We start from the raw sequence: 21,285 nt of genomic DNA on the forward strand, positions 1-21,285 counted from the left end.
ATTAAAAGTTAAATCCAACGCTAAAGGTAAATCTACCTCCATCATTTCCGTTAAACATTGCTAAATTCATGGTAAACATATCTAATCCGCTTATCCATATTGATCCGCCGTAGCTTGAATTCCACGGTTCTGATTCTGTTGGAGCAAAAGGACTCCATACTTTTCCATAATCAAAAGCTCCTGTAATTCCCATTTTCATCGGAATAAAAGCTTTAATTTCACCTAAACGTAAACGTAAATCGTTTGAATGGTAAAAACTTTCGCTTCCAGTAAAACGTTGACGGTTATATCCTCTTAAACTTCTATTACCCCCAATTGTTGCTGCATGGTAAATTTCAAATCTATTTCTAAAGTTTAAATGACTTCCTATTTCCGAAGCCAAAACCAAGCTTCTGTTTGAAACTAAATTTTGATAAATAGCCAAAGAAGTTTTAATATAACCAAAGTTACGATTTGTGTTTTCTGCGTTCATTTTTGCACCCACGGTTAAATTGAAGTTCATTCCTTTCGTAGGGAAACTGTTATTATCAATCCTTCTGTGATTGAAATTAAACTCACCTCCAATGAAGTAATTTCTATTAAAAATATTAACTGGACTGTTAGAAAAGTCTGTAATATTTCTGCCAGGGGTATTTTCAATTTTGATTGCTTCGAAAGTTCCAGTTAGTTTTAAAGTGCTTCCCCAATTGAACATCCTGACCAAAGAGGGTAAAAATGTGTATTCTCCTTTTTTAACTCGATAGAAATCTAAATCTTTAGAATCAGGAAATTCAGTTACATTCCCAAACCCAAAAAAGTTAAATGCGTAGTTACCACTTGTAGCTTTTCCTTTTAACTCTAACATCCAATTTCCAATAAATTCTGCAAATTCTCCTGTATAACTTATATCAAAACCATTTGTTGCTGAGTAGAAGTTCGCTGTAATATTATGACGATTGTCAAATGGTCTTTTCTTAAATCCGTAGCGTGTATGTGTTGCGTTGAAACCAAAAAATAATCCATCGTCTGGATTTAAACCTAAACTTGGAAATATAAGCGTGGTGTTATTTTCAATATCTCTGTGATTGTATGTGTTTTTAAAGTAACTATCTTCTCTTAAATCTTCTAATTCAGTTCCACCATTTACAGTATTCTTTTTTGATAAATAGTCATATACTTTAGTTTTTTTGCTCCATCCATTAACATGAGATGTATCTTCATAAACATCATGATTTTTTCCACCAATTAATCGGATAACAATACTATCATCAACATCACCCGAAATATAAAATTTATCATCACCATTTAAACCATACAATTGTACTTCATTGGTTTCACTTGTTAAGAAAACTCTGCTGAATATTTTATCTTCTTTTCTGAAGATTTCGATACTAGTCTCATTATTATTCAATCTCTTTATAATAAATTTATCATCTTTATCAGTTCCTACAACTTGAACTGTTTTGGCTTGTTTATTGTAATATTTTTTTGCAAATTCCTTTAACTTATCTCTTCTTGATTTTATTTTTTCGATTATTTCCTTTCCATCAATCTCATATATGTTTTCAGGAAATTGTTTAATAGCACTTTCAATTACTTCGTTTGTAAGTTTATTTTGAATATGTTCTGCTTCTTTTAACCAGTCATTTAATGAGAGTTGATTTAAAAATTCCGCGTCGAAGAATCTTGGGTAATTATTATACCATTTCATGTCTTTTATATCATAATCCATCGATTGCATATTCTTGATAAGTGGAGTATTTAATTTTAATAATGGAATTAAAACTCCATCAAATTTTGAGAACGGTTGATCTCTATCTCTAGGTATTGGTCTGTAGTATTTTTTTCCATCTTCAGTTTCAAATCGAGCAAAACGCCATTGATCTTCATGTCGATCCCAGTCTCCAATAACCATGTCAAATAATCGAGATCGAACAGTAAAGTTTTGATCAACTCTATGATTTCCATTTTTCCGAATCTTTTCTAAGACATCGTAAGTACTTATTATTTTTTTTGAATTACCAAATGTTGTTATATCTTCTCGGTTTCCAGCTGGACGTTCTTCTAGTAAATACATTCCTCCCCCAAAAACATCATTATACATTCCTAAAGCAGGTTGTTTAGGCATGTAATATAACTTCGGATTAGTATGGTAAATTCCAACAGCTTCTGCCATATCTGGGATTACAAAAGCAGCATAAGGATGAGACATAGTGAAAATATCTTGAACAACGTCTACTAAGAAAGTTTCTTTAAGAATCCCTCCCATAATTCTACTTCCATCTTTATACATTGATCGGAGTACATATTGTTTTCCATCAGGATTTTCTAATCTTAAAGAGTTAGTTTGGTTTCCTCCACCTCTTCTTATCGGTTTGAGACCACCAAATACATTTTCTAGCTCTAACACAGGAATTGTAATTTGTTTTCCATATTTCTCCCGATTTAAGTCACCCCACATAAACTTATGAAATCCACTTTTTTCAACTGCTTTTTTATTATAAAGAGAAAGTGTAACTTCTTCCTTGTGAAGTTCAAACTCGGAAAAATCAAAGTTTGTTTTGGTTAGTTTTGGTTTAATTATTTGTTTACTAAAAAGTAGTTTGTTTTTATCCTCATTGTTTGCTGCGTAATATTCTATAATCGCCGATCCATCTTGGTAAAAGTTTAATTTTGAATAGCCGAGATTACCATAAGTAAATTGAGCTCCATGACCTATTAAAGCAGCTGATTTTTTTGAACCTGCACCACTTACTATTTGCTTAAATCCATTATTTTCAATGTACTGTAAGTTATGTTCATGACCACTAACGAAGACAATATTATTTTTAAAGTCTTCAGCTATTGTTTCTACTTGTTGAACAAAATTTTGATATTGCTTGTGAAAATTATCTGTTTGGATTCCAGCGTGTTTTCGTATTACGTTTTTGAAAGTTCCTAAAATTGGAACTGGTTCTATATGATCTTTGATAGAAAAGCTTCCACCATGAGGTCCATTTGAATATAGTGGATGATGTAAGGCAACAACGACATTTTTATTCCTGTTTTTTTTGAATAAGCTCCATAACTCTTCTACAAAGCGTTCACGGGTTTTAATATCACAATTATCATTTATATTTGGTTCTTTGTCCCAATTCATAATAAACCATTCACTATCAATTATAATTAAAGTTAAATTGCTATTAATATTTACCTTGTCGATTCCACAGCCATTTTTTGGTAAAAAAGTATTTTTTCCCAAAGCGTTTTCTACTAACTTTTCTTGCCTTTTTAAGCCATCAATACCATTATACCAGTCATGATTTCCAGGGATAAAAATTGTTCTACCCAAATTATTTTTCGCCGCGTCGGTTTGAATTTTAAGTCTATGTTTTACCAATTCATAGTCCTTATGATCTTTAGGATAAATACCGTATGGATATACATTATCACCTAAGAACAGTGTTGTACTATTTTTATCCGCTTTATCAATTTCTTTTTGAAAGTATTCTAAAGAAGTTACACTTTCGTTCATTTTAGCATTACCAGCGTCCCCAATTAAATAGAAAGAGTGAGTAGGTTTTTTCGTTGTAATGGTGTGCGAGTAGTTTTTTGAATGATATTTAGCTTTATGAGATGCGCACCCGTAAAAATAAATTAATGTGATAAGAACTAGATATAGTTTCTTCATTTATTAGAAAATTTAACTATAACAAATATACAATTTAGCTAAGAGATTGAAATATATATAGACTCGATTGATTTTTAAATTCCGTTATGATTCTTGAAGATCTTACCGCTTAAGAAAAACCTTACTAAATATTTGATTTATTTTTTCTTGTGGTTTAGATTGGTTTATGTATTGAATATTTCAGAACTATTTGGATGTGCTATTTGATCCACTTTCTAACATTACATCGATGTGATTTATCTTTCAATTCTGAGTATTCTGAAATAGTAGTTAAGAGCGAATTAGTTATTTTGATAGTTTTATTTTGACAAATTTTTAATTTGAGTTATCAAATCTTGATTCTAATATGTGAAAAGTTATCATTAGTTTTAGTTGATTAACTATTGAACCAATGCCTTATCTCAATTTCGTTACCATATAAAGTTCGGCAATGAAAGCTAGAAGAAGAGTAACTATTTTTAATAAATAAAAAACCTAAGAGCTACAAGATAACATAGAACAGCCAACTTTATGACGAGCCCATTCAGGACGTTTAGCAAACCATTTCTCATAATGTGGTTGTTCATCATAAGGCTTTTTAAGGAGTTGATATAATTCATCAATTAAATCATACTTTCCTTTCTCCGCATTTTCAATAGCTAATTGTGCCATATAATTTCGTAGAACATATTTCGGATTTATATTGTTCATTTGTGAAGCTCTTTCTTCATCTGTAGAATTTAATGATTGAATAGTTTCAATATACTCTGCAAACCAATATAACCACTCTTTTTTACTTTCTTTTTGAAGTTCTTCTAGATTATAAAAAGCATCTGATATTTTCAGTATTGCACTCGCTGGAGTATCATTTTTAGTAACTGATGATAAGTTTCTAAAAAATATTGTGTAGTCTGTTTCGATTAATTGCAATGTTTTCTCAATACCAGAAATAAGAGAAGCATAGTCTGATTCTGTTTCCAAGCCTAATTTTTGTTTCATTACAGCCTCATACTTTTTCAAATATATAGCTTCATATTCATTCAATATTGCTTGTAAAGGTTCTACCTCTTCAATTAGAGGATATAAGGCATTAGCAAGTTTATATAAGTTCCACATAGCAATGTATGACTGATTACCAAAACGATATCTTTTGTTTTGTGCATCGGTGGTATTCGGAGTCCAATCATAATCAAATCCTTCTAACCATCCATAAGGTCCATAGTCAATGGTCAATCCAAGAATAGATAAATTATCTGTATTCATTACGCCATGAACAAATCCAACCCGTTGCCAATGTACAATCATTTCTATAGTTTTATTTAGAACTTCCGTTAGAAAATCTAAATACTTTTGTTTCCCTTCTGAAGTAATATTCGAATAAAAATGTTTTATAGTATAATCAGCAAGTTTTTTAAGTGTTTCACCATCTTGTCTAGCTGCGAAAATTTCAAAATTTCCAAAACGAATAAAACTAGGAGCCACTCTACAAACTACAGCTCCTTTTTCATAAGCAGCTTTTCCATTGTACATAATGTCTCTCATTACTTGATCTCCCGTTAAACTCAGTGATAAGGATCTAGTTGTAGGGACACCTAAATAATGCATCGCTTCACTGCATAAATGTTCTCTTATTGAAGAACGTAGAACGGCCAATCCATCCGCAGTTCTTGAATATGGAGTTTCACCTGCACCTTTCAATTGAAAAGTCCAATGTTTATCGTTATGATCAATTTCAAATAGATTAATTGCTCTACCATCTCCTAACTGTCCTGCCCAATGACCAAATTGATGCCCACCATAACACATGGAATAAGGATGTGTATTTTCCAACACTTTATTTCCAGAAAATACCTTAAGGAATTCTTCCGTCTGAGCATCCTCTTTTGTAATTCCAACTTCACGGATAAAATCATTTGAAAAATGAATTAGTGTAGGATTCGAAGTTTGCTTTGGAGTAACAAAAGAATAACAAGCATTATATACTTGTCTTCTCGAATTTTCCTGATTAATATCTGCTGGAAGTTCTTTGTTAAATGTGTCGTTAAGGTCAAAAATCATGGACTATTTTTAAGAACTATAAAGATACGCCTAATCAATTAAACTAGATTAAAGTATATCTAGTTTTCCAATGTTTTATGAACAGGACAGTTTGCTGCAATTTCTAGGAGATTAGCTTTTTGTTTTTCATTTAAGTTACCAAGCTAATTTTATCACTTTGGTGAACAAATCGTGTCTGTTTGGTTTTTCTAAGGTGATTTCCAATTCTTCACTAGATTTGTTCACATTAATTACATAAACACTCACTTATTTCGAGTCACCCTGCTTTTGGATAGAAAAATTTGATTGTCGTCTAAAGAACTCTGTCAGATAATCTATTTCAATTTATCAGCATATAACTTTCTTAACTTCGAGATTTTCGGAGTAATTACAAAGTTGCAATATCCTTGCTCTTTATTATTAGCATAATAGTTTTGATGATATTCTTCTGCAGGATAAAAAGTTGGTAATTCGCTAACCTCTGTAACTATTTGATTGTCGTAGTACGGTTGAACTTGTTTAACTACTTCTTCAATCACTGATTTCTCTTCTCCGCTAGTATAATAAATTACAGATCTGTATTGCGTACCAACATCAGCACCTTGTCTATTTAAAGTTGTTGGATCATGAGTAGTCATGAAAATTATCAAAATCTCCTGATATGAAATTACTTCAGGATCATACGATATCTGAACAACTTCTGCATGTCCAGTTAACCCAGAACAAACTTCTCTGTATGTTGGGTAGCCAGGAACATTTCCACCTGCGTATCCAGAGACTACTTTTTCTACGCCTTTAATTTGATTAAACACAGCTTCGGTACACCAAAAGCATCCACCGCCAACTGTAGCTATTTTAGTTTTCATGCTCTAATTCAATTGATAATGAGTTTACACAATACCTTAATCCACTTGGTTCTGGCCCATCAGGAAATACATGTCCTAAATGAGAATCACAAGTATTACAAACTATTTCTACTCGAATCATACCATGAGTAGTATCTTTATGATATTTCACAGCATTCTCTTTTATAGGTTGCGTAAAACTTGGCCATCCAGAACTTGAATCGAACTTAATTGTTGAATCAAACAATGGTGTTCCACAACAAGCACAGTTGTATTTACCTGAGCTAAATGAAGAACAATGTTCTCCACTAAAAGGTCTTTCTGTACCTTTAAGTCTGGTAATCATAAATTGTTCTGGGGTAAGCTCAGCTTTCCACTCTTCGTCTGTTTTTTCAATTCTTTTATCAGGTAATGGATTTCCATTAACTGTGAAGTATATTATATTTTTCCAAGTAAGCATAATAGTTTGTCGTGAAATTGTATGAGAACTTACGTTATTAAAATTACTAAAGTTTAGTTACTTTTACTAAACTAAATTACTGATTTATGAGCACTCTTTTAGAAAAAACGGAAAGTTTTGTGATGGCTACGTTAAATGAAAAGTTAGATACAAAATTAGTTTATCATAGTTTGTCACACACCCTTCGAGTTGTTGAAAAATCTTCAGAATTAGCAGAAGAAGCAAAGTTAGAAGAGGCTGATAGAGAAAGGTTATTAGTTGCTGCTTGGTTTCATGATTCTGGATTTACTGTGAAAGCTAAAGGTCATGAAGATGAAAGTGTAAAAATTGCTTCAGAATTTTTAAATAATGAAGGTGTTGGGAAAGATTTTGTTGATGTAGTAGCAGAAACTATTTTAGCTACTAAAATCGACAGTAATCCTACTACAGATTTACAAAAATTATTAAAAGATGCAGATTGTTCGCATTTAGGAAGTAAGAATTACACTGAATTTTCCCAGTTACTCCATAAAGAAATGGAATTAGTAACAAATGAAAAAATCAAAGAGGCTGATTGGGTTAAAAAAAATATCAATTTCTTGACAAATCAACACCGTTTTTATTCAGATGTAGCTATTAGAAAATGGCAAAAACAAAAATCTAAAAATTTAGCCCAGCTTCTAAAGATTGAGAAAAAGATAAAACACGAAAACAAAAAATTATTCCAAAAGAAGGAGGAGTTACAATTTAAAAAAGAAAAGGTTGAACTACCTGAGCGTGGAATTGAAACTATGTTTAGAGTTGCTTTAAAAAATCATATTACCTTAAGTGATATAGCCGATACGAAGGCGAATATTTTACTTTCTGTAAATGCTATTATTATTTCAATGGTTTTATCAACATTAATTCCAAAGCTAGATAACCCATCAAATAGTTATTTAATTTATCCAAGTATTATATTTATAATTTTTACTGTTATTTCTATTGTCTTGTCAGTTTTAGCAACAAGACCAAATGTTACAGAAGGAAAATTCTCAAAAGAAGATATTGCTAATAAAAAAGTAAATTTAATTTTCTTTGGAAACTTTCATAAAATGAGTTTACCAGAATTTGAATGGGGAATGAGTGAAATGATGAAAGATAGAAACTATTTATACGGTTCTTTAACTAAAGATTTGTATTTTCTTGGTTTAGTATTGAATAGAAAATATAGTTTGTTACGAACTACTTATACCGTATTTATGATTGGAATTATTATAAGTGTAATAGCCTTTGCAATTGCTTTTTATTTACAAAGTATTCATGCTATAACTTCTCCTGTAGCATGCTTATTTTAATACTGTATTTGAATTAATTTATTTTATGTTTTTAATCAACTGATTAATTGATGTCGAAGATTTAGTATCTATATCAGTTTCGTAAATCACTTCTACGCGAATAGCTTTTAAACCCGAAACGCCTTGTAAATCTTCTAATTCTAATAGCTCAACCTTTCCTAATTGGTTTTTAGACTGTAAGTATTTAATGTATTTTAAATACTCATTAGCATCTTTATCTTGAGAATATACGATAGCAATTTTACCAGGAACGGTTAAACGTTCTTTAGTACCTTTTAAATAAGCTTTGTCAATTCGCTTCTTGATAATTTCATATCGAATATTATAGGCTCCATCAACATCGAATTGCTTTTCATCCATTCTAAATTCAATAGCAAGTGGATTACTGTGCACAAGAATTAAGGAAGCAACACGTAAATCATAGTCCAAGATTTTTCTAAGATTATAAGCAAGGTTCTCCATTTCATACGTGGTTTGTAATTGCCATAATCTTAAATTATACAAGTATAACGAGTCGTACTTATGTTGTTTTGTAATAGATTGACCTATGTACATGTTGTACTCTACGCCATCTGTTTTATATCTTTCAAAATAGTGAGGGAAAATTTTTTGAGCTTCCTCTTGTTTTTTGTCAATAAATTTAGCTAGTTTGTCGTTTAGTTTTGTAACACTGCTCTCATAATCTTTCCTTTTCTCATAAACAACTTGAAGATTATCATCTAATTGATTTAAATATTGATTCACAACTTGGGTTAATTCTTCATTTATTTCTTTTATGTGATTGAAAACAGGATATATATCCCGCTTTAAAAAGTCTAGAATAGCAACTTCATCACCTGCTTTCATTCCTTTATTAACTTCAATTAAATAATCTTCAACACGATACATTAGTTCATCATAAATAGGAAGCGTTTCTTTTTTACAGGCCTCTCTTAAAACATGAATAGCGGCATTTAATTGTTTTGTTAAATCTTGTTTTATGGCTGAGTTCCTTGCTTTTGAAGATCCTTTTATATCGGATTGTCCATATAGAGGATACACGTTATGAAATACAATTTTTTCAATTTTTGCATCTTCATCTTTGTCTAAAAGTGCATTTTGGTAATTTTCTGCAGCCTCATAAAATCTCCATTTTACAGATGGATGAATAGATGTATAAAACTCTTGAATTGTAGCTTCCAAAACATTTAAGTATTCTTCTGAATTGCGTTCTGCCGCAGCTCTAAACATTGGAACAATGTCTCGTAGTTTTTGCTTATTTACTGAGTTTAATTCGTAGGCTCTCGGAGATGCCATTTCAAGTAAAAGTAAATCTTGATTTGCGGCTGTTTTTATTGGAATTAAAATAATACTTCCAATACCTTTTTCCTCAAGATTTAGTGAAAATTGATTTCCATCAGAAAGTTCCTTATATTTTTGAACATCTGAAATAACAACACTTTCTCTTTCAACAAAGATTTTATTAATTACGTTACTACAAAAATATTTCGAACAGTTAATTTTTCTTTGATTACCTAGTAATATGCTTTCAGATCGTTTCAGTTTAACGTGACCTTCTTCCATATTTCCTAAATCAAAAAGTGAATAACCAACTTTTAAATCACCAATATCGAAAAAGCTTCTCAAATTATTTCTGATTTTTTCTGTCATAGATTCATCCTCTCTACCAATTAAATTATTTTGAATCGAATTGATAGTTTCATCGGCTGTCACGTCAAAAAGGTTCATGATACCAAAACCTTTGAAAAGGTATGAATTTGGCGGGAACTTTTCTCTCCAAATATCTATATTATCAAAATTATCTAGTAACAATTTTATGTCCTCTTCTGAAATTTTTGGGGCATCAGGGGTTGGGGTAATATCCATAAAATCGCCATTGAATGCAACTCTGTAGTGTCTTGTGAATCCGGTATTTTTATCTGGAATATCAAAATAAAAAGGACGCTTTAAGTCAACTGGATAATCGTAAATAGCAGCTAAAATTAAAGTACATGCATAAATATACATAACGTCTGGCTCAAAATTTCGTACTTCAAAAAGATAATCCTTACCAGCGTTCTCTAAAATCATTTCAAATCGTTTAGTAAATTTGAAGCAGGTAAAAGAGAAAGGAATAGTCGCTGCTTTAATTTCGTTTCCATTAAGAATTTCAGGGAATAATGGATCTAGAACAAGGTCAATAATTTCTTCATGTTTTTCAAGTAATGAAAAATCAGAAAAACCTTCAATTAGCTCAGGGGTTTTGTTTATTTCTTCCACCATATGTTTGGAAGAGATATGATAAGGATGTCCTTTATATTGATTATCAGTGTATTTAACAAAGAGGTCATAAACCTTTTTGAAACTGATGTTCATATGTAGAGGTAATTCTAAATTTGAACTTCCATTAAAGTTACGTATTGTCATTATTTCTCTTCTTTTTGTAATTGCAAAATTACGAAATGTGTAAATTAGTCGCACAAATTTGAAAATATTACACGAGAAGAATATAAAAATCCATCTATTCAGATGGCTTTTTTGTTAGAAACTATAATCGTATTCTCTAATTTTCCCTTTTTTTCCAAGACTATTAAATTTCCAGCTAAATCCAAGCATAAAGTATTGTTGTAATACCGTGCTTTCCGAATCTTCTATATAATTTGCAGTAGCAACTCTACGTGCGTTGGTATTTTGGTTTAATAAATCGTATGCTTTAAGTGTAATTGTTGCTTTATCTTTTAAGATAGAATAAGCCAATGTTGAGTTCCAAAACCATGCAGACTGATTGAATCCAATGACATTTGGATTGTAAGTATAGTTAATGTCGTTTCTCCACTCTAATTTCTTAGGTACATTAGTTCTTGTTCTAATTCTTACTCTGTGACTTGTGAATTCTTGATCTAAAAACGAATCTACATTATAAGATGTTTTGGAGAACGTTAAATCATATCTTGGTTCAATAGATATAACTTTATTCCATTTAAATGAAAAACCAAAATTAGGAGTTACAGAAAATGTTTCGGCAATATTGTCAACATCATTTAAAATATTCACACTTCTGTTTCCGTTTATACGAGTACCAATTCTAACATTAATGTTTGTGACAGAATCTAGTTTCACATTTTTATTATAGTTGGCTCCACTCCAAAAATTATACACTCCATCAGCATTATCATACGATGAGGTTCTAACTAAATTATCGTCAATAGTTGTTCTGCTTACAATTTGATTATTTGTTAAACTTCCTCCCATATAAAGAAAGAAACCTGTTCTTTTTTGCCAGTTAAATTTATTAAAGTTGGCATAAACTCTATGAGTTTGACTTGGTTTCAAGTTTGGGTTACCTGTGATAATATTAGACGGGTTGCTTACGTCGCTAAATGGCTGTAATTGATTTATGCTTGGAGCATTGTTATCTAAAGAATAATTTAAATACACAGATGCTTTAGAGTCAAATCTATATCTAAATGTTCCATCTAATGAAATATTATTGAAATCTTTTTCAAGACTTAAGTTTGGACGTAACAAGTCGATATTTTCCAAAGTTCTATTTACTTGACCAATTTCAAAATTGAATCTCCATTTTTTTACGTTGTAAACAAAGTCAATAGATGGAGTTTTTGTAATGTCATTATAAGTAAAATTAGAACTTAAATCTGTATTAAAAATACTAAAATCTTGTGTGGTATTATCAAAATCAAAGGTGCTTTCGACATTGGTTCTTTCGTCACGTCTAAAACGATATTTAGCATCAACATATAACTTTTTTGCGATTACAGGAATTCGATACGAAATTCTTGATCGTATACTATTTAATTCATTGTCTATAATGCTCTTTTGATCTCTTACTTCAGAGCTTGGATTTGTTCCTAAAATATCAATGGTTGATTTATTAAAGTCTTCTCCATCAGATTGATCAATTTGATTTTCCACAGTGGCTTTGATAAACGCCCCTTTTTTACCAAAACGTTTTGTAATATCTATTCTATTTTGAAAGTTTTTAGCATCGAAATTTGAGATAGAACTACTTGTAAATTCGTTTGTTAATACTTGGTTCTCATCCAATGATTGTTCTGATCTATTAAAAATACTTTCCCTTTTGTTAAATACAAATGATGGATTTACATTAATTAAAAATGTAGAGTCTATTTCGATGTCAAGTTCAGCATTTATGCTATGATTGTGATTATCGTTGTCTGAATTTGAATTTGAATTTGTAAAGTATCTTCTATCTGGTAATGTATATTCTCGATTATTACGAGAAACATTTTTAGAATTACTTCCTGAATAAAAATAATCAGCGTTTACATCAATTCCTTTTCCATACTCATCGGCATATGTTGCTCCAGCTGTTTTTGAGGTGATAATTCCATTTCCTCCTCCGAATTGTCTACCGCCAACTCCAAAAGAACCATTACCTCCAATCCAAACGCCGCTTCCATTTCCAAACATTTTTTGAATTTCACCAAAGCTAAAACCTGGTGAGTTAATGTTGTTTGCACTTGCTAAAACACTAAAACGTTGATTATTGTCAAATCGATTAACCATCGTTGCACCTTCAAAGCGTTCATTAGTTCCTCCTCCGGCAGAAACTCTACCAAACCACCCTTTATTATTTTCTTTCTTAATCGTTAAGTTAATAGTTTTATTATTTGCATCACCGTTTTCTCCAGAAAATGCCTCAGATTTAGTTTTAGTATCTGTTATTTGTACTTTCTCTATAATTTCTTTTGCTAAGTTTTTTGTTGTAATTGATGGGTCGTTCCCAAAAAATGGTTTTCCATTAACTAGAATTTTATTAACTGGTTTTCCGTTAACAGTAATTTTTCCTTCTTCATCGACTTCAACACCAGGAAGCTTTTTTAATAAATCTTCGACGTTAGCATCCTTTTTAGTTTTAAAAGATTTTACATTAAACTCAAGTGTGTCTTTTTTTATAGTTATGGGTGCTCTTGACTTTATGATTACTTCGTTCAGGAGATTTGATTCTTCTTTCAAAGAAATAGCTCCAAGGTTTAATTCTGGTGTTTCGTCTAAAGAGATTATTTTACTGTAGTTATCCATTCCGATGAAAGAAACAAATAACTTTACTTTGGTATGAAATGATTTTCCTTCTAGAGAGAAATAACCTTTATCATCAGAAATAGTATAAGAAACAATTGAGCTATCTTTTTCTTTCTCCAGATGTACTGTTGCGGCTTCAATTGGCATTTTCTCTTTTTGTGTTTGAATTTGACCTGAAATCCTAAATTTATAGGACTGACCAGAAACCAAGAAAGATGTGGTTAAAGCAATTAAAATCAATAATTTTTTCATAGAACTTATTGGTGTTTTTGATTGTCGGCGTAAAAGAACAAAAAAAACAGAGCTCCGAAAAGTTAATAAAAGTTAATTTATGTTATTTTTCATTTAGAAAATTCCCTTTAAACTTCACTTAAAAACTCATTTTAAGTTGTTTTTTGATAAAAGGGTTTTTTCCTGATTTTAGAATATCTTTTTGAGAAAACTTTGTGTAGTGTGTTTTTAATCAGTATCTTAGGATTAACAAAAAAATGTTACCCCCGAAACATGAAAATTTTGTTTACTTCCTTGCTAAGAATATTTTTTCAATTTTCGGTTTTTTCATAAATATATGTTTACTCTACTAAGGCAATTGACTTAGGGATAAAAGCTTTCAATGAAAAGAACCCTTCTGTAGCATATTAATGATTCGATGAGGTACTAAAAAGTCAATGTAGAACGGATAAGAAATCTTCAAAAATGGACTAATAGCCTTTTTCAAAACAAAGTAACAATTTCTTCTTGTTAACTCATTTTAGAGGAAGAGCACAAGTACTATTTAAAAGATTTTACACGCAAGTTATAGCCAGTAGTAATTATTTTAGAATGGGAGAGGAGTAGAAATAACGCAAGTGACTTTTACATTATATAAGAGAATACCAAATTAAAAACTATAAATAATGAGTTAGTTCCGAAATAAAGTTTTCAAAATCTTTAGCACTATTGTATTTCCTAACAAACTGGATTTTAAAAAATTTAGTCATTAGAAAATATTTTGAAATAGGAAATGAAGAGGATCATAAATTCTTAAAATAGGTTGAGTACTCATTGTTTTATTAATCATTTTAAACCCCCAATATTATGATTTTAAATAATTCTATTACACTAATAATAATGTTTACTAGCCTAATTGTTATGGGCCAAAAGGAAGTTTGTACAAGTTCAGAGAATGAAGTGGAAGATTTTAATTCAATTGGAAAGTGTGCCAAAGATAATTTTAAAAAATCTAAAGAAACGGAATTTGTTAAAATTTCATCTCGTAAAAGAGTCGTTAGAAGAAGAATATCTTCTAGTATTTTAAATTTAAGGAAAAGTGTAAAAAAATCTTCGCCCAGAAAATTGTCAATTCTTGAGATTGATCAAATTCCATTATTTGAAAACTGTAGTTTGACCTCAAGCCGAGACGAACAGCAAATTTGCTTTAATAATCAAATTAAACATCATATCAATAGTAATTTGAAGTACCCTGCATCTGCATTTAAAAACGGTTTAGAAGATCACGTTTTAGCTGAATTTGTTATTAATGAGAAAGGTGAGGTTTCGGATGTGAATATTATTAGTTCTAAAAAGCATCAGATTTTAGAAGATGAAGCGAAACGATTAATTTCAAGTTTACCAAAGTTGCTTCCAGCCAAACATAATGGAAAAGTAACCAAAATGAAGCATAGAGTATATGTTAATTTTAATTTATTAAATCACAGAATAAAACAGTTTTAGTAAATGGTATTATTAAAGATTACGTGTGTTTTGATAAGTTAAGTAAAATTCCAGTTTTTATAGGTTGGTCGGATTATGAGACTACCATTCGACAATAATGAATCAAAAAAACTCTCGCTAATTATCTTTTAGGGAATTTAGTTTATCCTCTTGATGCAGTTTCTGAAGGTATTGAAGCGAGAATTTGGGTATGATTTATTGTTGATAAAGAAGGGTACGTTCAGAACATTACAACGTCGAGACCAGAAAATGCAAAGCTATTGGAGGAAGAGGCAAAAAGATTAATTACTCTTTTACCAAAATTTATAACAAGTAAACTAAATAACGAATATATTCACTTAGAATACGTTTACCTCTAGATTTCAAATTAGATAATTACAGTAAGTTTTAGTTAGGTAATTATGGTTCCTTTTTATTTTTGTCTGAAGTAAATACTAATTGGAACACCGGAAAAATCATAATGTTCACGTAGTTTATTTTCAACAAAACGTTTATATGGATCTCTTATATATTGCGGTAAGTTAGCAAAGAAAGCAAACTGAGGAGTATGTGTTGGTAGTTGCATACAATACTTGATTTTGATAAACTTACCTTTAATTGCTGGAGGAGGCATATGCTGCATAATTTCGAGCATTGTTTCGTTCAATTTACTCGTTTGAATTTTACGCTTACGGTTTTCAAAAACTTCTACAGCGGTTTCAATTGCTTTGAATATTCTTTGTTTTGTTAAAGCAGAAATAAATACGATTGGAATATCAGTAAAAGGGGCAACAGTTTCACGTATTTTTCTTTCGAAATCACGCATTGTATTTGTTTCCTTTTCAACTAAGTCCCATTTATTCACCAGAATGACAATTCCTTTTCTATTTTTTTCTGCTAACCAAAAAATTTTCTCGTCTTGTCCTTCGAAACCACGAGTAGCGTCAACAACAACTACAGCCACATCACTGTGTTCAATTGCACGAACAGCTCTCATCACAGAATAGAATTCTAGATCTTCCTTAACTTTCGATTTTTTGCGAATTCCAGCGGTGTCAACTAAATTGAATTCGAAGCCAAAACGATTGTATTTCGTATCTATAGAATCTCTTGTTGTTCCCGCTATGTTCGTTACAATATTTCTGTCTTCACCAATTAACGCGTTAATAAAAGAAGACTTTCCAGCATTTGGTCTTCCTACGACTGCAAATCTTGGTAATTCATTTTCTTTATCGTCTTCTATAGGTTCTGGTATTTTTTCAACAATGGCATCCAATAAGTCACCAGTTCCACTACCGTTTACCGAAGAAATAGTGTGGTAATCTCCCAAACCTAAGTTATAAAATTCAACAGCATCAGCAGCTCTCATTGCATTATCAACCTTATTTACAGCCATGAATAAAGGCTTTTCTACTTGACGCAAAATTTTAGCAACAGCATTATCCATTGGTGTAATACCTTGTTCTACATCTACTACAAAAAGAATGATATCTGCTTCCTCAAGCGCAAGTTGAACTTGTTTTCTGATTTCCTCCTCAAAAATATCATCTGATCCTACAACATATCCTCCTGTGTCAATCACAGAGAACTCTTTTCCATTCCATTCAGATTTTCCGTAATGACGGTCTCTTGTAACTCCACTTACGGAGTCAACAATAGCTTCTCTACGTTTAATTAATCTGTTGAAAAGGGTTGATTTACCTACATTTGGTCTTCCTACAATGGCAACGATGCTACTCATTTAAAATAAAATTTGGGGCAAAGATACAATTTACTGAAAGGAAACCATTAGTATTTTTAATTACTATGCTTTTTTTGCTAAGGTGTATAATATTTACCTTGTGAATATTGATGATAAGTTATTTACAATCAGGTTTTTTTAAAGTCAAGATGTTATCTTAATATGAGTTTTTCGATAAAGGAATTACTGTCAAAAATTTCAGTAGTTGTAAGGAAAAAAAGTAGTATAGATTTGAATTATTAGTTCATCCTATAATCATTGATATCTTTGAGATAGAAAGTTGTGTTAGTCACGACCATTACACTTGGAAACTGAATAAAAAACAACCACTGCTTTATTAAACAGTGATTGCTTACCATACATTAGTATAATGATTACTGTACGTTTTGGTATATACTTACAGTTCCACTATCTTCATTTGAAACTAATAGAAGATCTTTTCCATTAGGGCTATCTTTAGCTGTAATAACTAATAAACCTTCAGGAGCTTCATCTCCATTATGAGATAAAATACTTAAGAACATTGGTGAAGCTGGATTGGTAATGTCGTAAACTAGTATTTGATCTGTACGTTCTAGTCCAACAAAAAGAATGTAACGTTCGTTGTTTATATTTAATACTTCTACAGCTTCTGGTTCTGCACCTTTGTCATCACTTCTTCCGTCATCATCGTTAAAAGTAGCAGGAGTTAATTCTAATGTTTTTTCAGAAATACTATTTCCGCTATCATAAATTAGAGCGCCATTTTCAGACCAAATGGAAAAAGATCTTCCACCATAAGAATAAAGCTTATCATAGTCTCCATCATTATCAGTGTCACCTAAATCTAAAGCTATTTTTAATCTTCCTAAATTTTCTTCTTTTTGTAATTCAGCAGCATTTGGAAAAGCAGTAGGATCTAAATCAATTTTCTTGATTCTTTCTTCATTTACAAAGATTTCTTCGTCATCATCTTCAGTGTCTGTTCCTTTATCATCAATATATTCCCTAGCATCTCCTTCGTTTGCTGAAATAATATATCCTGTTCCATTAATATTCACATAAGTAATGGCATCTGGTTGATAGATACCATAAACAGGAATATTTCTTAATTCTTTTTTATCATCTTTATTACTAGGATCGATAGCATTTCCTGGAACATTATAATCTTTAAATCCTAAAGGATATATTCCTTCTATAGTTTTTGTAACTAAGTTTACTTTTGCTAAACCGTTATTCTCCTGTAAAGAAACCCAAGCAGTTTTTGAATCGTCTGAAACAGTTATATATTCTGGTTCAATATCTTTTGCTAAATCAGCGTTTGGTCCAAATACTCTAAAACCACTACTTTCTAGTGAAGCTTCTTGGCTGTTAAAGTCAGAGAAGTTTAAAGTAGTAACATTACCATTTTCAACACTAATAATACTCACGCTTCCTTCAGGATCATTGGTGTACAAACTGTTTGGTTCTCCTTCATTTGCACAAATAATCAACTTTCCATCTTTAGAAAAAGTAACCATGTCTGGTAAAGCTCCTACAGTATAAGAAGAAATTAAAGTATTGTTTTCGGCATTATATAATGCAATTTTCCCATCGTTTTGTTTTACGGCATCTTCAAGAGCTACTGCAACTTTTCCATCATAAGTGCTAATACTATTTGGTGCACCAGACATAACGGGAATTGATCCAGATTTAACAGGAGAGTCAACATCTCTTAGGTCATAAATAGAAATTTCTTTTGCTTCTGAATTGACAACAAATAGTTTTTGAGTTGTTGAATCGTATGCAGAAATTTCAGCAGCACCTTCACCACCAACATTTATGGTGTTTACGTATGCAAAGTTAACTTCTGTATTTACTGGTGTAGTTCCAGCATTGTCATCATTACAGCTAACTAAAGAAACCGCTAGTGCTAATGATAAGTTTTTAAATAAAATTCTCATGATTGATAGTTTTTGGCAAAACTTCATGTAAAATTTTACTTGAAAGTTATCTTAACAAAAAGTGATTGTTAGCGATTAGCGGTTTATGTTAAATTATTCTTTATATCCGAATCTGCGAAGTTGCTTATCGTTCGATCTCCAGTTCTTATTGATCTTTACATAAAGGTCAAGATATATTTTTTTATCGAAGAAATGTTGAAGACTTTTTCTAGCTTCTGTTCCTACTCTTTTAATAGCCACACCTCGATGTCCTATAATAATACCTTTTTGTGTTTCTCGCTCAACCATAATTACCGAACGGATTTTTATAATATTATCTTCTTCAACAAAACTTTCTGTTTCTACTTCTACCGAATATGGAATTTCTTTTTTATAATGTTGTAAGATTTTTTCTCGAATAGTTTCGTTTACAAAGAAACGTTCAGGTTTATCAGTCAATTGATCCTTTGGATAAAAAGGTGGTGACTCTGGAAGTAGCTCAATTATTTTATAGAAAACAGTTTCTACATTAAATTTTTCGAGTGCAGAAACGACGTACACAAATGAATTTGGTACTTTTTTCTTCCAGTATTCCACTTTTTCTTGAACTTTTTCTTGGCTTGATAGGTCTATTTTATTCAATAATAATATAACAGGAATATTACTATTAATTATCTTATTGAAGAAAGCTTCGTTTTTTAATTCTTTTTCTCCAATTTCTACCATGTAAATCAAAACATCGGCATCATCAAAAGCTGCTTTTACAAAATCCATCATAGAATCTTGTAATTCATATGCCGGTTTTATAATTCCAGGAGTGTCTGAAAAAACAATTTGATAATCTTCTCCATTTACTATTCCCAGAATTCTATGTCTGGTTGTTTGTGCTTTAGAGGTAATTATGGATAATTTCTCACCAACTAAGGCATTCATTAAGGTTGATTTTCCAACATTCGGATTCCCGATTATGTTTACAAATCCTGCTTTATGTGTCATAAAAGCAAAGGTAAGTGTTTTTTATTCTGTTGATTATAAAAAGACTCATTTAGTTTTTTTGAAAAAGGTTAAATTTTATTTGGATATAACAAAAAAATATTTGTATATTTGCCACCCATATCGCGGGATAGAGCAGTAGGCAGCTCGTCGGGCTCATAACCCGAAGGTCGCAGGTTCGAGTCCTGCTCCCGCTACTAAGAGCAACAAGCGATAGCAAAACGGTTTAAAGCAATTTAAACCGTTTTTTTTATGTCTGCAAAAAAGCCTAAATTGCCCAAAGTACACGAAAAAGTACACTTTTTTAACACTTTACATATGAAGAAGAAATACTCAATAGGATTTTACACCGGTGGTGTAAAAGTCGATAATTGGAAGAATTTAAGTGAAGAACAAAAAAAAGAAGCTTTATCTGAAGATTGGTATTTACGTTGGTCTTATAGAAATCCTGATACTGGAAAGTTAGAAAGACAAACCAATTTTAAAGGAGGGGTAAACTACTTCAAAACTAAAACTGAGAGAATAGATTTCTTAAATCAAAGTAAAAGAGCTTTGAAACAACTATTAGATTCAGGCTATACTCCGCAAGATTTAAAGTCAAAACTAGAAGATAGTAAAGAGAATTTTCAAGAGGTTGCTTATTCGGTGAAAAAAGCGCTTGATTTTGCTTATGATATAGCTAAAAATCTAGTTGGTGATAGTACCTTAAAAGGGTACAGAAGTTATAAGAATAAGTTTTTGGATTTTATAGGAGAGGAAAATCAGCTAAAAGAAATTACTTGGGTTGATAAAAAAATAGTGCTTAAATTTTTGAATCATGTGTTAAATGAAACTTCCCCCAGGACTCGAAATAATGCTCGAACAGATTTGAGTGCTTTGTTTGGTATTTTAGAGAAACAAGAGATCATTGAAGAGAATTTTATAAAATCCATTCATAAAGAAGACGCAAAAAGTAAAACGGATAGAAGATTTACCGATAAACAGCTTCTTGAGATTACCAATGCAGTAAGAAAGAATAACATTGCTTTATTACTTGTTTTGAAATTTGTTTCCTATAATTTTTTGAGACCTATAGAAGTGTGTAGACTGAAAGTGAAGGATGTTGATTTGGACCAAGGTCTATTGTTTTTCAAAGCAAAGAATAAACCTACCAAAGTAAAAAGAATTCCTTCTGTTTTATTGGAAGAATTGAGATCAGGAAATTTTAATACTTATCCGGGTGATTATAGTCTGGTTTCTATGAATGGTAAACCTGGGGTTTGGCAAATTAAGCCAGAATCTAAAAGAGATTATTTCACTAAGATTTTCAAAGAAATTAAAGATGAGTTGGGGTTAGACTCAAAATTCGGAATGTATTCTTTTCGTCATAGTTATATAACCAATTTGTTTAGGTATCTAAGAACAACCAAAGATTTATCATATAACCAAGCTGTAGATGCATTAATGCCTATTACAGGACACGATTCAAAGGAAGGGTTGAAAAATTATCTGCATAAAATTGATGCTGATATTCCAAAAGATTGGTCTGGTATGATTGAAATAGTTTTTTAATTGCTTTATCGGTTAAGCCTAAATTTTGAGCGTCTAAGGTTTTCTCTACAAATTCTTTTTAATGAGTTATGTAAATTT

General features: G+C 31.0%; 12 protein-coding genes and 1 tRNA gene. 4 read left to right on the plus strand and 9 right to left on the minus strand.

Translation table 11 applies throughout. The annotated features are described in order from the left end of the window. Nucleotide 1: 1 nt before the first annotated feature. From BTO06_RS00850 to msrB, 4 genes are all read right to left on the minus strand, one after another. Nucleotides 2-3,649 carry a metallophosphoesterase gene (locus BTO06_RS00850; protein ID WP_100923506.1) on the minus strand — a complete coding sequence of 1,216 codons (3,648 nt, stop codon included), beginning with the start codon at nt 3,647-3,649 and terminating at the stop codon, nt 2-4. Between the two features lie 474 nt (nt 3,650-4,123). Beyond that, a complete protein-coding gene (locus BTO06_RS00855) occupies nt 4,124-5,686 on the minus strand; it encodes a protein adenylyltransferase SelO (RefSeq protein ID WP_100923507.1) in 1,563 nt (520 codons plus the stop codon). 314 nt (nt 5,687-6,000) lie between these two features. Continuing rightward, entirely contained in the window at nt 6,001-6,531 is a 531-nt protein-coding gene (gene msrA / locus BTO06_RS00860; protein ID WP_100923508.1) for a peptide-methionine (S)-S-oxide reductase MsrA, read from the minus strand. Beyond that, nucleotides 6,521-6,970 (minus strand): peptide-methionine (R)-S-oxide reductase MsrB, encoded by a 450-nt coding sequence (gene msrB, locus BTO06_RS00865; RefSeq protein WP_100923509.1) that lies wholly within the window; start codon nt 6,968-6,970, stop codon nt 6,521-6,523. Before msrB ends, msrA begins: the two co-directional genes overlap by 11 nt. 86 nt (nt 6,971-7,056) lie before the next feature. On the opposite strand from msrB, the gene BTO06_RS00870 reads away from it, so the two are divergent. Beyond that, nucleotides 7,057-8,286 (plus strand): Pycsar system effector family protein, encoded by a 1,230-nt coding sequence (locus tag BTO06_RS00870; RefSeq protein ID WP_100923510.1) that lies wholly within the window; start codon nt 7,057-7,059, stop codon nt 8,284-8,286. Nucleotides 8,287-8,304: 18 nt separating this feature from the next. Here BTO06_RS00870 and BTO06_RS00875 read toward each other — a convergent pair whose 3' ends face one another. Together BTO06_RS00875 and BTO06_RS00880 are read right to left on the minus strand one after the other, a co-directional pair. Further along, a complete protein-coding gene (locus tag BTO06_RS00875) occupies nt 8,305-10,692 on the minus strand; it encodes a GAF domain-containing protein (RefSeq protein WP_100923511.1) in 2,388 nt (795 codons plus the stop codon). A 114-nt stretch (nt 10,693-10,806) separates the two neighbouring features. After that, nucleotides 10,807-13,581, minus strand: a complete 2,775-nt coding sequence (locus BTO06_RS00880) for an outer membrane beta-barrel protein (RefSeq protein WP_100923512.1) — start codon at nt 13,579-13,581, stop codon at nt 10,807-10,809. A gap of 879 nt (nt 13,582-14,460) precedes the next feature. On the opposite strand from BTO06_RS00880, the gene BTO06_RS00885 reads away from it, so the two are divergent. Further along, nucleotides 14,461-15,042, plus strand: a complete 582-nt coding sequence (locus tag BTO06_RS00885; RefSeq protein ID WP_157811679.1) for an energy transducer TonB — start codon at nt 14,461-14,463, stop codon at nt 15,040-15,042. Between the two features lie 412 nt (nt 15,043-15,454). Here the strand turns inward: BTO06_RS00885 and der are convergent, their stop codons facing one another. The 3 genes from der to era all read right to left on the minus strand — a co-directional run bounded on the left by der (nt 15,455) and on the right by era (nt 19,659). Continuing rightward, nucleotides 15,455-16,762, minus strand: a complete 1,308-nt coding sequence (der, locus tag BTO06_RS00890) for a ribosome biogenesis GTPase Der (protein ID WP_100923514.1) — start codon at nt 16,760-16,762, stop codon at nt 15,455-15,457. A 374-nt stretch (nt 16,763-17,136) separates the two neighbouring features. Continuing rightward, complete coding sequence (locus BTO06_RS00895; RefSeq protein ID WP_100923515.1) at nt 17,137-18,684, minus strand: choice-of-anchor I family protein; 1,548 nt, start codon at nt 18,682-18,684, stop codon at nt 17,137-17,139. A gap of 93 nt (nt 18,685-18,777) precedes the next feature. Beyond that, complete coding sequence (era, locus tag BTO06_RS00900) at nt 18,778-19,659, minus strand: GTPase Era (protein ID WP_100923516.1); 882 nt, start codon at nt 19,657-19,659, stop codon at nt 18,778-18,780. Between the two features lie 121 nt (nt 19,660-19,780). Here era and BTO06_RS00905 point away from each other — a divergent pair. Then, nucleotides 19,781-19,853 (plus strand) — tRNA-Met (locus BTO06_RS00905). 121 nt (nt 19,854-19,974) lie between these two features. Beyond that, nucleotides 19,975-21,207, plus strand: a complete 1,233-nt coding sequence (locus BTO06_RS00910; RefSeq protein ID WP_157811680.1) for a tyrosine-type recombinase/integrase — start codon at nt 19,975-19,977, stop codon at nt 21,205-21,207. Nucleotides 21,208-21,285: the final 78 nt, after the last annotated feature.

Origin of the sequence: Tenacibaculum sp. SZ-18 (assembly GCF_002813915.1) — a bacterium.
GTDB lineage: Bacteria > Bacteroidota > Bacteroidia > Flavobacteriales > Flavobacteriaceae > Polaribacter.

Bases quoted from the DNA above. Each gene is read 5' to 3' on its own strand.
- BTO06_RS00850 (WP_100923506.1), bottom strand. From the start codon at position 3,649: ATGAAGAAACTATATCTAGTTCTTATCACATTAATTTATTTTTACGGG.
- BTO06_RS00880 (WP_100923512.1), bottom strand. From the start codon at position 13,581: ATGAAAAAATTATTGATTTTAATTGCTTTAACCACATCTTTCTTGGTT.
- msrA (WP_100923508.1), bottom strand. From the start codon at position 6,531: ATGAAAACTAAAATAGCTACAGTTGGCGGTGGATGCTTTTGGTGTACC.
- BTO06_RS00875 (WP_100923511.1), bottom strand. From the start codon at position 10,692: ATGACAATACGTAACTTTAATGGAAGTTCAAATTTAGAATTACCTCTA.
- msrB (WP_100923509.1), bottom strand. From the start codon at position 6,970: ATGCTTACTTGGAAAAATATAATATACTTCACAGTTAATGGAAATCCA.
- BTO06_RS00885 (WP_157811679.1), top strand. From the start codon at position 14,461: ATGGGCCAAAAGGAAGTTTGTACAAGTTCAGAGAATGAAGTGGAAGAT.
- BTO06_RS00855 (WP_100923507.1), bottom strand. From the start codon at position 5,686: ATGATTTTTGACCTTAACGACACATTTAACAAAGAACTTCCAGCAGAT.
- der (WP_100923514.1), bottom strand. From the start codon at position 16,762: ATGAGTAGCATCGTTGCCATTGTAGGAAGACCAAATGTAGGTAAATCA.
- BTO06_RS00895 (WP_100923515.1), bottom strand. From the start codon at position 18,684: ATGAGAATTTTATTTAAAAACTTATCATTAGCACTAGCGGTTTCTTTA.
- era (WP_100923516.1), bottom strand. From the start codon at position 19,659: ATGACACATAAAGCAGGATTTGTAAACATAATCGGGAATCCGAATGTT.
- BTO06_RS00870 (WP_100923510.1), top strand. From the start codon at position 7,057: ATGAGCACTCTTTTAGAAAAAACGGAAAGTTTTGTGATGGCTACGTTA.
- BTO06_RS00910 (WP_157811680.1), top strand. From the start codon at position 19,975: ATGAAGAAGAAATACTCAATAGGATTTTACACCGGTGGTGTAAAAGTC.